14 protein-coding genes are annotated in these 12,560 nt (G+C 67.7%); 12 read left to right on the top strand and 2 right to left on the bottom strand.

From position 1 onward, the window contains the following. Window positions 1-115: 115 nt before the first annotated feature. From OG225_RS31160 to OG225_RS31140, 5 genes are all read left to right on the top strand, one after another. Window positions 116-1,009 carry an ROK family protein gene (locus OG225_RS31160; RefSeq protein ID WP_405178446.1) on the top strand — a complete coding sequence of 298 codons (894 nt, stop codon included), beginning with the start codon at window positions 116-118 and terminating at the stop codon, window positions 1,007-1,009. Between the two features lie 57 nt (window positions 1,010-1,066). Further along, window positions 1,067-1,804: a phosphoglyceromutase gene (locus OG225_RS31155; RefSeq protein WP_109528889.1), complete on the top strand. Its 738-nt coding sequence runs from the start codon at window positions 1,067-1,069 to the stop codon at window positions 1,802-1,804. Window positions 1,805-1,980: 176 nt separating this feature from the next. Next, on the top strand, window positions 1,981-2,430 hold the full coding sequence (locus tag OG225_RS31150; protein WP_405178445.1) for a CocE/NonD family hydrolase: 450 nt from the start codon (window positions 1,981-1,983) through the stop codon (window positions 2,428-2,430). Window positions 2,431-2,708: 278 nt separating this feature from the next. Then, a complete protein-coding gene (locus OG225_RS31145; protein ID WP_216912519.1) occupies window positions 2,709-3,944 on the top strand; it encodes a cell wall metabolism sensor histidine kinase WalK in 1,236 nt (411 codons plus the stop codon). Continuing rightward, entirely contained in the window at window positions 3,941-4,630 is a 690-nt protein-coding gene (locus tag OG225_RS31140) for a response regulator transcription factor (RefSeq protein ID WP_109528886.1), read from the top strand. The genes OG225_RS31145 and OG225_RS31140 overlap by 4 nt, the downstream gene beginning before the upstream one ends. A gap of 60 nt (window positions 4,631-4,690) precedes the next feature. Here OG225_RS31140 and OG225_RS31135 read toward each other — a convergent pair whose 3' ends face one another. After that, window positions 4,691-5,023 (bottom strand): hypothetical protein, encoded by a 333-nt coding sequence (locus OG225_RS31135; RefSeq protein WP_109528885.1) that lies wholly within the window; start codon window positions 5,021-5,023, stop codon window positions 4,691-4,693. 103 nt (window positions 5,024-5,126) lie between these two features. Next, on the bottom strand, window positions 5,127-5,951 hold the full coding sequence (locus tag OG225_RS31130; protein WP_405183426.1) for a hypothetical protein: 825 nt from the start codon (window positions 5,949-5,951) through the stop codon (window positions 5,127-5,129). 119 nt (window positions 5,952-6,070) lie between these two features. On the opposite strand from OG225_RS31130, the gene OG225_RS31125 reads away from it, so the two are divergent. From OG225_RS31125 to OG225_RS31095, 7 genes are all read left to right on the top strand, one after another. Beyond that, entirely contained in the window at window positions 6,071-7,105 is a 1,035-nt protein-coding gene (locus OG225_RS31125) for a hypothetical protein (RefSeq protein ID WP_405178444.1), read from the top strand. Further along, the gene (locus tag OG225_RS31120; RefSeq protein WP_405178443.1) at window positions 7,102-8,757 is read left to right on the top strand and encodes a hypothetical protein; all 1,656 of its coding nucleotides are present in this window, start codon (window positions 7,102-7,104) and stop codon (window positions 8,755-8,757) included. Before OG225_RS31125 ends, OG225_RS31120 begins: the two co-directional genes overlap by 4 nt. Window positions 8,758-8,770: 13 nt before the next feature. Then, window positions 8,771-9,685, top strand: a complete 915-nt coding sequence (locus OG225_RS31115) for a sugar phosphate isomerase/epimerase (protein ID WP_216916906.1) — start codon at window positions 8,771-8,773, stop codon at window positions 9,683-9,685. A 150-nt stretch (window positions 9,686-9,835) separates the two neighbouring features. Then, window positions 9,836-10,735 carry a thioesterase family protein gene (locus tag OG225_RS31110; RefSeq protein ID WP_405178442.1) on the top strand — a complete coding sequence of 300 codons (900 nt, stop codon included), beginning with the start codon at window positions 9,836-9,838 and terminating at the stop codon, window positions 10,733-10,735. Between the two features lie 76 nt (window positions 10,736-10,811). After that, window positions 10,812-11,645, top strand: a complete 834-nt coding sequence (proC, locus tag OG225_RS31105) for a pyrroline-5-carboxylate reductase (protein WP_405178441.1) — start codon at window positions 10,812-10,814, stop codon at window positions 11,643-11,645. A gap of 242 nt (window positions 11,646-11,887) precedes the next feature. Continuing rightward, on the top strand, window positions 11,888-12,151 hold the full coding sequence (locus tag OG225_RS31100; protein WP_109528881.1) for a helix-turn-helix domain-containing protein: 264 nt from the start codon (window positions 11,888-11,890) through the stop codon (window positions 12,149-12,151). Between the two features lie 239 nt (window positions 12,152-12,390). Further along, window positions 12,391-12,492 carry a 30S ribosomal protein bS22 gene (locus OG225_RS31095; RefSeq protein WP_003402602.1) on the top strand — a complete coding sequence of 34 codons (102 nt, stop codon included), beginning with the start codon at window positions 12,391-12,393 and terminating at the stop codon, window positions 12,490-12,492. Window positions 12,493-12,560: the final 68 nt, after the last annotated feature.

Below are 12,560 nucleotides of genomic sequence, written 5' to 3'. Positions count from 1 at the left end.
CCCCTGCCGAAATCCGTCACGGTGGCGGCACGTAGCGTTCTGTCGTTATGGAAGGCTGCCATCCGTGGGCGCCGCAAGCCATGTGGGCCCGGATGATCCGACGTGGGGGGTTGATATGACGGCGCTCGCGCTCGATATCGGGGCGACGAAGATCGCGGTGGGGCTGGTCGGTCCCGACGGCACGACCCATGAGGTCGGCCGGATCCAGGTTCCGGTCACGGGGGTGTGGGAAGCCTGCCGTGGATTGCTGCTCGCGGCGGCGAACGGTGCGGAGGTGCACGTCATCGGGATCGGTGCGTGCGGTCCGGTCGACGCGACGGTCGGTCTGATGCAGCCGCTCAATATTCCGGAGTGGGCCGACGGCTTTCCGATCGTGTCCGCGGTCAAGGAGGTATTTCCCGGCGCCTCGGTGCGTTTCGCGATCGACGGTGTCTGTCTGGCGCTGGCCGAGCGCCATTTCGGCGCCGCCCGCGAGACCCCGGACGCCCTCGCGATGACGGTCTCCTCCGGTATCGGCGGCGGCGTCATCGTCGGCGGCATGGTCGCGGTGGGGCACAGCGGTAACGCGGGCCATATCGGTCACGTGGTCGTGCCCGGTTCGACCGATCCGTGCGCCTGCGGCGGTGTCGGCTGTGTGGAAGCCGTTGCCAGCGGCCCGGCCTCGGTGCGTTGGGCGCAGGAACGCGGCTGGGTCGGCGAAACCGGTAAGGACCTGGCCGAATCCGCCCACGAGGGCGACCGGATCGCCAAAGCGGCGCTGCGACGGGCCGGAATCGCGCTGGGACAGGCGATCTCATCGGCGGCGGCCTTGCTCGACGTCGATCTGGTCGTCGTCGGCGGCGGTTTCGCCCAGGCCGGTGAACCGCTGTGGCGGCCGATGCAGGAATCGCTGGGCGCGCACGCCAGGATCGGATTCCTGCGCGATCTCCAGGTCGTGCCGTCGGAGTTGGGCGATCGGGCGACGCTGGCGGGCGCGGGTTTGCTCACCGCCCTGACCGCGCCCGCCTGAGCGGGTCGGTCGAGCCCACGGCAGGGCGGCGCGCCGGGAACATGCCAGAATGGCCGCATGACGTACACCCTCGTGCTGCTGCGCCACGGCGAGAGCGAATGGAACGCCCTCAATCTGTTCACCGGCTGGGTCGATGTCCACCTGACGGACAAGGGCATCGCCGAGGGCAAGCGGGCGGGCGAACTGCTTGCCGAGCAGGGCATCCTGCCGGATGTCGTCTACACCTCGCTGCTGCGTCGCGCGATCAGCACCGCGAATATCGCGTTGGACGCCGCCGATCGGCACTGGATTCCGGTGATCCGCGACTGGCGTCTCAACGAACGCCACTACGGCGCGTTGCAGGGCAAGAACAAGGCTCAGGTGCGCGACCAGTACGGCGACGAGCAGTTCATGCTGTGGCGGCGCAGCTACGACACCCCGCCGCCGCCCATCGATTCGGCCGACGAGTACAGCCAGGACGGCGACGCGCGATACGCCGGTATCGAGGTGCCGCAGACCGAATGCCTGCTCGACGTGGTCAATCGGATGATCCCGTACTGGGAGTCGACGATCTCCAAGGAGTTGCTGACCGGCAAGACGGTTCTCGTCGCCGCGCACGGCAATTCGTTGCGCGCGCTCGTCAAACACCTCGACCGGATCTCCGACGACGATATCGCCGGTCTGAACATCCCGACCGGCATCCCGTTGCGCTACGAGCTCGATGAGAACCTGCGTCCGGTGCGTCCGGCCGAATATCTCGATCCCGAGGCCGCGGCCGCCGGTGCCGCCGCCGTCGCGAACCAGGGCGGTAAATAACCCTTCACGCTGTATCCGATGTGCCGTGGTCGACCGATCGACTGCGGCGCATCGTCGTTTCCGGAATGCCGCTCATCGTATGTGAATGTGTATTCGTTCGGATTTCTCTGTGACCGCGAGTACTTACCAGCTGGTAAGTACGGCTACCGAGGACGGCCCCCCAGCAGTATCCGAACGTGTTCATCGAATGGGATGTGCCCGCCGCCGCGCGACCGCCCGCGCTGAAGGCGCTCTTCCCAGTGGTGCCCGGCAGCGACCTGGTCAACGACGTCCTCGCGCCCGGCGGTGGGTTCGGCTTCAATTTCATTCCGCTGTGGCTCACCGCGATCAACACCCTCAAATGGGTGCCCGACGTCCAGTCGATCGTCGACGGGCAGTTCGACTACCAGTGGCTCGCCGACCGTGGCGCCTCACCGCTGACCTTCATGGATGTCTTCCTCAACGCCTACACCGCGACCCGTTTCCAGGACGCCGACCCCAGGCTGGCCGAACACCTGACCGACACCTCGCCCTCGCGCCGGGAATATCTCAGTGATCCGAGCCGGATCGAGGTGTCCACCTTCGTCGTCGGCGGCTGGCACGATCTGTTCACCTACTCCGAATCCAAGATCTACTGCCCATGCTGATCGACACGGGCCTGAAACCCCAGCATCTGCAACTGGATCCGAGCGGTCCCAGTTGCGTCGACGTCCCGCTGCGGGGAATCCGGGCTGGTGATCGGCCCGGTCGCGAGGCCGGAATCCGCACCTCCCACTCGCCTCGCACCGGGGTTCGTACCCGGTGCGAGGGCCATTGACAAACAACACGTAAACACGCGGCAAACGGTCCCGGAAGGGGTTGTGACCTGCGCGAAACTTCGTGTACCCGGCGTCGGGTGGGCTGTCGGCGACCGTACGATTCAGAGGTGAGTGTTCCGCAGGCGGTGCTGTTGGCAGTCCTCGCGGCTGTCGTCGGACTGGCAGTCGGCGGGCTACTGATCCCCTACGTGAACGCCCGTCAGGCCCAGCGCAGACAGGCGGATTCCGGACTCACCATGTCGCAGGTGCTGGACTTGATCGTGCTCGCCTCGGAGAGCGGAATCGCGGTCGTCGACGAATACCGCGACGTCGTGCTGGTCAACCCACGCGCCGAGGAACTGGGACTGGTCCGCAACCGGCTGCTCGACGAGCGAGCCTGGGCCGCCGTGGAGAAAGTGCTCGCCAGCGGCGAGTCGTCGGAATTCGATCTGACCGCCAAGAATCCGCTGCCCGGCCGCAGCCGGATCGCGGTGCGCGGCGTCGCGCGGCCGCTCTCGCCCGAGGAGACCAGCTTCACCGTCCTGTTCGCCGACGACGATTCCGAGCAGGCGAGGATGGAAGCGACCAGGCGCGATTTCGTCGCCAATGTCAGCCACGAACTCAAGACCCCGGTCGGCGCGATGAGTCTGCTGGCCGAAGCGCTGCTGGAATCGGTCGACGATCCCGAGGCGGTGCGGCATTTCGGCAACCGCGTCCTCGGGGAGTCGCGACGGCTGGGCAAGATGGTGACCGAACTCATCGCGCTGTCCCGGTTGCAGGGTGCGGAGAAACTGCCGGAACTCGAGGTGGTCGACGTCGATACCGTCGTGATGCAGGCCGTCGATCGCTCGCGCACCGCCGCCGAGGCCGCCGGAATCACGGTCAGCACCGACCGGCCCAGCGGCCTCGAGGTACTCGGCGACGAGACGCTGCTTGTCACCGCCCTGTCCAATCTGGTGGAGAACGCGATCGCCTACTCGTCGGCGGGCTCGCACGTCTCGGTCAGCCGCTCGCTGCGCGGCGATCACGTGGCGATGGCGGTCACCGACCGCGGCATCGGCATTCCCAAGGAAGACCAGGAGCGCGTTTTCGAGCGTTTCTTCCGCTCGGACAAGGCGCGCTCGCGTTCCACCGGCGGTACCGGCCTCGGGCTGGCTATCGTCAAACATGTCGCGGCCAACCACAACGGTGAGATCACCCTGTGGAGCAAACTCGGCACCGGATCGACGTTCACCCTGCGAATACCCGCACACTCCGAGTCCGAGGGAGAAGAATTCTCCGACGGTCCCGTGGTGAGTACGAGAGAAACCGCCCCGCGAACTTCGAGCGTGGGTAGACCCAATGGTGTGGAGGCACGCAGATGACCAGTGTTCTGATCGTCGAGGATGAGGAGTCGCTGGCCGATCCGCTCGCGTTCCTGCTGCGCAAGGAGGGGTTCGAGGTCACCGTGGTCGGTGACGGCCCGTCCGCGCTCGCCGAATTCGATCGCTCCGGCGCCGATATCGTGCTGCTCGATCTCATGCTGCCAGGCATGAGCGGCACCGATGTCTGTAAGCAGTTGCGCACCCGATCGGGTGTGCCGGTGATCATGGTGACCGCGCGCGACAGCGAGATCGACAAGGTCGTCGGCCTGGAACTGGGCGCCGACGACTACGTCACCAAGCCGTATTCGGCGCGCGAACTGATCGCCCGCATCCGCGCGGTGCTGCGCCGCGGCGCGGGTGACGAGATCGACGGATCCAGTGAGAGCGGAGTGCTCGAAGCCGGTCCGGTGCGGATGGATGTCGACCGGCACACGGTGCTGGTCAACGGCAAATCGGTGACCCTGCCGCTGAAGGAATTCGATCTGCTCGAATACCTGCTTCGGAATTCGGGGCGGGTGCTCACCCGCGGCCAGTTGATCGACCGGGTCTGGGGCGCGGACTACGTGGGCGACACCAAAACCCTCGACGTGCACGTCAAGCGATTGCGTTCCAAGATCGAGGCCGATCCGGCCAAGCCGGAACATCTCGTCACCGTGCGCGGGCTCGGATACAAACTCGAGGCGTGACGCCGGGAGCGGCGGGGGCGGGCCCGATCGGGCCCGCCCCTCTTTCGTGCGGAGAGTTTCTTACGGGAAGTAGGTCCAGGTCGGGCCGATGCCGGGGAAGTCGGTCAGGCGAAGGGTGATCCAGCCGAGGTCGTCTTCCTGCATGCAGTCGTAGATCGGCACATCGGCGCCGTTACCGCGGCACGCGATGGTGTGCGACGTGCCGTAGGGGCTCATGATCACGTACTTGCCCTGGTCCTTGGCATTGAGCGCGCCCGGATCGAGGGCGGAGACGAAGTTCGCGGTGAAGTCTGCGTACTTGGCCGGATCGCCGTTCGGTTCGGCGTGCGCGGCGCCCGCCAAGGCGAGGGTGGAGCCGAGAGCAACTGCTACGAGGGTCAACGCTTTCTTCATGACAAGCCATCCAACCCGAAAAGAGTGAAGCGCGCATGGCGGGCAGATGACCGGACGGCTGCCCGCAGCTCACCGTTCGCGCAACCTTCGCGCGAACCGCCGATCAGACGGGGGTGATCGGCAGCGAGTACTCCGCGTTGCGCAGCGCGTGCACGGTCGCCGGATGCACGGCGACCAGGCCGAGGCCCGTACGGCGCTCGCAATGGCGCGCCAGCTCCTCGTAGGCGGGTTCGCCGAGCAGTTCCTTCAATTCGGGAGCGTAGGACTGCCAGACCGGCCTGGCGCCGACGTGGGCGTCCGGTGAGCCCGAGCAGTACCAGTCCAGATCGAGCCCGCCCGGGCCCCAGCCGCGCCGGTCGTATTCGGTGATGACGGTCCTGAGGATCTGGACGCCGTCGGGCCGGTCCACCCAGTCCTGGGTGCGCCGGATCGGCAGCTGCCAGCACACGTCCGGTTTCACCGTGTGCGGTTCCAGACCGCGACGCAGCGCCATGGTGTGCAGGGAGCAGCCGACGCCGCCCGCGAAACCCGGACGGTTGAGGAAGATGCACGCGCCGTCGTAGCGGCGGGTGCGCAGCGCGGGCTCGTCTTCCAGTTCGTCGAGTTCCAGATAGCCCTTGCGCGTCACCTTGCCGTTCGACGCGGTGGCCTCGCCCATCAGCTGCCAGTCGTCCGGTGTGAGCAGTTTCACAGCGGCTTTGAGGCGGTCCCGATCGTCGTCGTCGGAGAGGAAAGCGCCGTGCGAACAGCAGCCGTCGTCGGGCCGGTCCGACAGGATGCCCTGGCAGGCCGGAGTCCCGAAAACACAGGTCCAGTTCGACAGTAACCAGGTGAGATCCGCGGCGATCAGGTGCTCGTCATTTGCTGGGTCGACGAACTCGATCCACTCGCGCGGGAAATCCAGATCGACCTCGGGGCTGGGATCGATCTTCCCCGCTGGTCGGGGTGGGGCCGGGCTCCCGGCATCGCCGCGTTCCGTCACGCTCGCAGACGCTAACAGTTCGGTCGCCTCGGCTGAAGTGCCGGTCGACCCAGTACCGTGTTCATGTGCGCCTTGGGGTCCTCGACGTCGGAAGCAATACCGTCCACCTACTCGTGGTGGACGCGCACCGTGGTGGGCATCCGATGCCGATGAGCTCGGCGAAGGCCGCTTTGCGGCTGTCGGAGAACATGGACGACGAGGGTGCGATCACCGTCGATGGCGCCGAACGGCTCATCGCGACGGTGGCCGAATTCGCCAGCATCGCCGAGACGTCGAGATGCGTCGAACTCATGCCGTTCGCGACGTCCGCGCTGCGTGAGGCCACCAATTCCGAGCACGTCCTGGGCCGGGTCCGGGCCGAGACGGGCGTCGATCTGCAAGTGCTTTCCGGTGTGGACGAGGCCAGACTCACATTTCTCGCGGTCCGCCGGTGGTACGGCTGGAGCGCGGGCCGCATCCTGAATCTCGACATCGGCGGCGGCTCGCTCGAGATGACCAACGGCGGCGACGAGGAACCCGACATCTCGCTCTCGCTGCAACTCGGCGCGGGCCGCCTGACCAGGGATTGGCTGCGCGAGGATCCGCCGGGGAAACGCCGCATCGCCGTGCTGCGCGACTGGCTCGACGCCGAACTCGTCGTCCCGGCGCGGGAATTGATCGAGGTCGGACGGCCCGATCTGGCCGTTGGCACGTCCAAGACATTTCGGTCGCTGGCCCGGTTGACCGGAGCCGCACCCTCTGCCGCCGGACCCAGGGTTCGTCGTACACTCACCAGTTCCGGCCTGCGCCAGCTGATCGCGTTCATCTCGCGGATGACTGCCTCGGACCGGGCGGAATTGGAAGGTGTGAGTTCGGATCGGTCACAGCAGTTGGTGGCTGGCGCATTGATCGCGGAGGCGAGTATGCGGGCACTATCGCTGGAATCCCTCGAGATTTGTCCGTGGGCGCTGCGCGAAGGGCTCATTCTGCGCAAACTGGATACCGATATGAACGGCGGACCCAGGGCGACGCAACTACCGGGACCGGCGGCCGACAGCGGCCCGCCGAGTTCCGGTGACGGGTCAGCGCTATCCGGCCCGATCGAAACGGTGTCGTCATGAGTAGTGAAGATTCGAAGCAGCTGTCTGTCGCGGAGCTGCTCGCGCGCAACGGCGCGCAGGGCGCGTCCTCCGGCGGTGGCAGGCGCAGACGCGGCAATCGCGGGATCTCGGTCGCGGAGCTGACCGGCGACCTGCCGGTCATCAAGGACGGCGGCAGCCATTCCGCCCACGCCGCACCGGAAGCCGAGACTGCGGAACCGCCCGGCTACGAGCCGCAGTCCTATGAGCAGCCCGCTTACGAGCCACCCGCGTACGAGGCGCCTTCCTACGAGACGCCGCGTTTCGACCCGTCGCAGTTCGGATCGGCTGCGCCGGAACCGGTTTCGTACCCTCCGCAGGAGCCGGAACCGAGCTATTCCCCGATGTCGGGACCGATCACCCGCTACGACCCGCTCTCGCCCTACGCTCCGCCCGAACCCCCGCAGCGGGCGACCGACCCGCTGATGCCGCGTTCCGGCCGGGTCATGCCGGGGCGCGAGATGCCGGGCCCCAGTTCGCGACACAGCACAGAACCCGACGCGGCCGCCGCCGGGCACTACGGCGCGCCCGCGCCCACCTATCCGCCCGCGCCGCCGCCCGTCGCCGAGCCTCCCGCGCCGCCGCGTCGCAGCGGCCGCAGGCGCCACCACGAACCGGACGAGTCGGCCACCCAGGTCTATCGACTGCCCGGGGGCACCCCCGGTGAACGCGCCCGCCCGGATCTCGGTGGGCACAACGGGAATTCCCCCGCCCCCGAACCGCCGGAACCGCGTTCCCGACAGGGCAGGGCGGCCAGAAGGCGCGCGGCGGAGGCGGAAGAGGGCCCGTCGACGGCGCCCTGGCAGGCCCCCGCCGAGGAATTTTCCCAGGAACCGGCGCAGCGGCCGCTGTCGCCCCTCGCCGACGGCGCGTCGCTCGCACCGCAGCGTAACCGACCGCCGCAGCCACCGGAACCCACCGGTCGCGGTTCTTCGCGGCGTGACGACCGGGGCCCTCGGACCGGCTCGCTGCCCGCGTGGTCGCGGCGGCGCGCCCCCGCGCCCCAGGACGACGCACCGGAATCGGGTGGAATCTCCACCGCGGCATGGTCGCTGGCCAGCCAGGACCAGCAGCTCGTGTCGGGTTCGACGGTCGCGGGTGATCTGCTGCGCGACGGCGTCGAACGAGCCGAGCGCGACAAACGTGAGCGCGCGGGACGCGGACCGGTCGACCTGGTCGAACCGGACGAGGGGTACACCGACGTCTACGAGCCGTACGACGACAATTTCGACGCGGACGGTTTCGACGGAGACGGTTTCGACGCCGACGACTACTACGACGATCCGGACGGCGACGAGGCCGGCCCGAAACGAGCGAGCAAGAAGGCGAGCGGGCGTCGATCGCGCGCGACGCGGCGCGTGGAAGACGATGCGAACCGGCGGCAATGGCTGGTGCTCGGTGGTCAGAGCGCGGGCGCCGCTATCGCGGGGATGTTGCTGTTCAAGGGTTTCGAGCGCATGTGGGAGATGCTGCCCTGGGTCGCGCTGACCCTGGCGATGATCGTCATCCTCGGATTGGTGACGCTGGTCAGGATCCTGCGCAAGACCGACGACATCCTCAGCACCGTGATCGCCGTGGTCGTCGGCATCTTCGTGACGCTGGGACCGCTCGCCTTCCTGCTCAGCACGAACTGAGCGGGGAGTGGCTGTGGGGAATTTCGAGCAGGACGACGACCTCGGTGCGCGGATCCTGGTCGGCTTGTCGACCGCGTCGGTGTATCCACAGAACACCGAGTCCGCGTTCCAGTACGCGGCCGAACTCGGTTACGACGGTGTGGAATTGATGGTGTGGGCCGAGCCCGCCAGTCAGAGCATCGCCACGGTTCAGGGTTATGTGCGCAAGTACGGTGTGCCCGTGCTCGCCGTGCACGCGCCGTGTCTGCTCATCTCGCAACGGGTCTGGGGAGCGGATCCGGTCGCCAAACTCGAACGCAGCGTGCGGACCGCCGAGGCGCTCGGCGCGGGAAGTGTCGTGGTGCATCCGCCGTTTCGCTGGCAGCGGCGCTACGCCCAGGGTTTCGCGGCCCAGGTCGCCGAACTCGAGGAACACAGTTCGGTGATCGTCGCGGTGGAGAACATGTTCCCGATGCGCGCGGACACCCTGTTCGGTCGCAAGGAGACCTCGGTCAAGCGGTTGGAACGCAGGGGAGGACCGGGTCCGGGACTGACGGCTTTCAGCCCCTCCTACGATCCGACCGATACCGGATTCCAGCACTACACCCTCGATCTTTCCCACACCGCGACCGCGGGCGCCGATCCGCTGCTGCTCGCCGCGCGGATGGGCGGCGGTCTCGCGCATCTGCATCTGGCCGACGGGCGCGGTGCCGCCCACGACGAGCACCTGGTTCCCGGCGAGGGGACCCAGCCGTGCGCCGAGGTCTGCGCGATGCTGGTCGAGTCCGGATTCTCCGGCCACGCGGTCGCCGAGATCAACACCCAGAACGCGCGCACCACCGCCGACCGGTCCGCCATGCTCGACCGCACACTCCGTTTCGCCCGCGAACACCTCAACGGGCAGACGCCGGCCCCGGCCACCTCGTCATCGCAGGCCAAACACGTGTGACGCGATCCGGGTCACCGGAATGGCTCGGCGCCCACCCTTCGTTCTACGCTGTACGAACACCGCGTCATCGTGACCGGTCCCGGTGACCGCCAGGTGCGGCATCGAGGTATCGCGATCGGATCCGGCGCGGATTCGACGACAGGAGTGACGATGACGACGGAGCTGACCGCGCACGTGGAGCAGCCCACCGCGACGGACGCCCCGTTCAGCCGCGTGTGCGCGCTGACCGAGGTGGACGCGACCGCCCCCGGCACCGGCCGCTACACCGGCGTCATCGATGAGATCTGGACCATCGGCAAGAAGGTGCACGGCGGCACCATGGTCGCCGGGAGCGCCGCGGCCGCCACCAACTGGCTGCGTGCCACCGACCCCGCCCTGGCCGAGATGGCCCCCATCGCGGCGAGTACGGATTTCCTCGGCGCGCCGGAACCCGGTGCGGTCGACTACGAGGTCAGCGTCCGCAAGATCGGTCGCCAGATCTGTCTGGCCGACGTCACCCTGATCCAGGGGGATCGCGGTCTGGTCCGCACGGCGTTCACCTTCGGTCGCCTCGACGACGTCGCCCCGGTGTACGCGCCCGAGCACGGCGACATGCCCGCCGAACCGCCCGCCGATGCCGCCGACTACGAGGACGGCTCCCCGATGGGCAAGATCGTGCACGTGGGACAGGGCGCCGACCTGTTCCTCGATCGCGGCTGGGCCCGTTTTCTGGAGGGACAGCGCGGCGAACCGCGACTGCGGTTGTGGATCCGCCCGCGCGCGGGCGATCAGGCCGATCCGGAGGTGGCCGCGTACTTCGCCATCATGTCGGCCGATATGAGCCCGCCGGTTCCGATGAATCTCGGACATTTCGGCTGGGCGCCCACCGTACAGATGACGACCTATCTGCGCCGCAGGCCCGCCCCCGGCTGGCTGCGCGTCATCGCGACCACCCACGAGGTCGGCGAGCGAATGTTCGACGAGGATCAGCTCGTGCTCGACTCCACCGGCGCGGTGGTCGCGCAGAGCCGCCAGTTGGCCCTGATACCGGTGCGCGATCCGCGGGCCTGATACCGCGACCGGGGCCGGGTAGGGACCGGTCGCCCCGTTTCTGACCGTGCCGGTATCGCGTCTAGCCTTGACCCCCATGACGAGAATTGCGGTGATCGGTGGCGGTCGCATCGGGGAGGCGTTGATCGCCGGTTTGCTCGAGTCCGGGCGCGCGAGCAAGGATCTGGTCGTCGTGGAGACGTACAAGGATCGGGCCGAGCTGATCGCGGAGCGCTTCGGGGTGCGGGTGACCGATTCGGTGACCGACGCGGCCGTCGGCGCCGATCTGCTGGTGATCGCCGTCAAACCGGGCGATGTCGACACGGTGCTCACCCAACTCGGCAAAGCCGACCTGGGTGGCGACAAGGATCAGGTCCTGGTCTCACTGGCGGCAGGCGTGCCGACCGCGCGACTGGAGGCCAAACTGCCCGCCGGATTCCCCGTGGTGCGGGTGATGCCCAATACCCCGATGCTGGTCGGTCAGGGCATGAGCGTGCTGGCCCCCGGCCGCTACACCCGGCCCGAGCAGTTGGCGGTGGTGAACGAACTCCTGGCTTCGGTGGGCCGGGTCGCGACGGTCGCCGAGTCCCAGATGGACGCGGTGACCGCGTTGTCGGGTTCCGGTCCCGCGTACTTCTTCCTCGTGGTCGAGGCGCTGGTCGAAGGGGGCGTCGGACTGGGGCTCACCAGGGAGGTCGCCACCCAGCTCGTGGTGCAGACGATGATCGGCTCCGCGGCCTTGCTCGACGATTCCGGCCAGAGCGCGGTGGAATTGCGCGCCGCCGTCACCTCGCCCGCGGGCACGACGGCCGCCGCCCTGCGCGAACTGGAACGCGGCGGTCTGCGCTCGGCCTTCATGGAAGCGCTGCACGCGGCCAAGGATCGCTCCGCCGAGCAGGGGGCGAACGACGGGAACGGTGTCGCGTCCTGACCGCGCGCTCGTGAACCGGTGATTGCCGTGCGGCGAACCTCGAACAACGCAAATCGAACACCGCGCGTCCGCGAGGTGACTCGCCGATGCCCTGCAAGCGGCGCTGATTTCGCACACCCGTCGCAGTAATCCCATTGGCACCGCTAAGCTTCAAGGAGCACGTGCGTGTCTGTTCCGCCGGTGGGGAAGCCGGCGGCGCGGACGTGCCGGAGGTCAATGGTGCAATGATGTCTGCGAATAAGATGTCTGGAAATAATTCGGGTTCATCGCCTGGTTCGTCGGGTCCATCGGGCAGCCGAGCGAGTTCGGGGCAACCCTTACTCGGCGGCGGCACGCAGTTCCTGACGGTAGCCGAGGTCGCGAATCTGATGCGGGTATCCAAAATGACGGTGTATCGGCTCGTCCACTCGGGTGAACTGCCCGCGGTGCGCGTCGGTCGCTCGTTCCGGGTGCACGCGAAAGCGGTTCACGACTACCTGGAGACGTCCTACTTCGACGCGGGGTGAATCGAATCCATCCGGCCCGCGGCGCGTGACGCGCCCGCGGGCGTCGGCTCGCGTCAGCATGGAGGGCCCCGGAAGCGCCGCCTCAGGGGCGGGTAGGATGGACCCTCGGTTCGTGTTCGCCTGCCGACGGCGCCCCTTTGTGGTGTCCGGTGCCTGCCGGCGGCGCGAGCACCGAAAATGGCGTACGCCCCGAGCGTGCGCGCCGACCAGCCGAGTAGAGAGAACGCGAGGACAACCCTATGGGTTCTGTGATCAAGAAGCGTCGTAAGCGCATGTCGAAGAAGAAGCACCGTAAGCTGCTTCGCCGTACACGTGTTCAGCGGCGCAAACTCGGCAAGTAAGCTCGCGCTCGAAAGATGAGGCTCGTCACCCTTGTGGTGACGGGCCTCATCTTTTGAAACAACACGAT

The organism is Nocardia sp. NBC_01377, from assembly GCF_045040005.1.
Classification (GTDB): Bacteria; Actinomycetota; Actinomycetes; order Mycobacteriales; family Mycobacteriaceae; genus Nocardia; species Nocardia noduli.
The sequence above is the reverse complement of the archived record's forward strand: the minus strand, read 5'-3'. Positions and strand labels throughout refer to the sequence as shown.